Source organism: Vibrio sp. 1978, assembly GCF_033344345.1.
Genome location: NZ_JAWPOP010000804.1, coordinates 1 through 573, shown reverse-complemented (window position 1 = coordinate 573; position 573 = coordinate 1). Strand labels below are relative to the sequence as shown.

Genomic DNA, 573 nt, shown 5'->3' with positions numbered 1-573 from the left:
AACTCACGATGCAAGCCTTTGGTCCGTTTGCGAAAACAGAAACTATTGATTTTGAAAAGCTTGGAAGTAATGCTTTATTTTTAATTAATGGACCTACTGGTTCAGGTAAAACCTCGATCTTAGACGCGATTTGCTTTGCGCTATATGGCGAAACCACTAGCAATGAACGTCAAGGGATACAAATGCGCTGCGATTTAGCATCGCAACAGCTGCTAACCGAAGTAACTCTAGATTTCTCTTTGCATGGCAAAGTTTACCGAGTGACTCGCGCGCCGGAGCAAGAAGCTCCGAAAGCCCGTGGTGAGGGCTTGACCGTTCGCAAACACACGGCGTCATTGTATGAATTGGGTGAGACAGAAAAACTCATCACCAGCAAAACGACCCAAGTTAAAACTGAGATCACTAATATTATTGGTTTGAACGAAACTCAGTTCCGTCAGGTTATGGTATTGCCTCAAGGTAAATTTCGCGAGCTGTTATTAGCAACGTCTAAAGAGCGTGAAGAAATCTTTGGCCAGTTATTCGAAACGGATATCTATAAAAAGATCGAATACGCCTTAAAAGACAAAGCAA

1 protein-coding gene is annotated in these 573 nt (G+C 42.8%); it reads left to right on the top strand.

What is annotated here, in order from left to right; genetic code table 11:
* The coding region (locus tag R8N49_RS29205) for an AAA family ATPase (RefSeq protein WP_318190710.1) at positions 1-573 on the top strand (573 nt) is incomplete at both ends.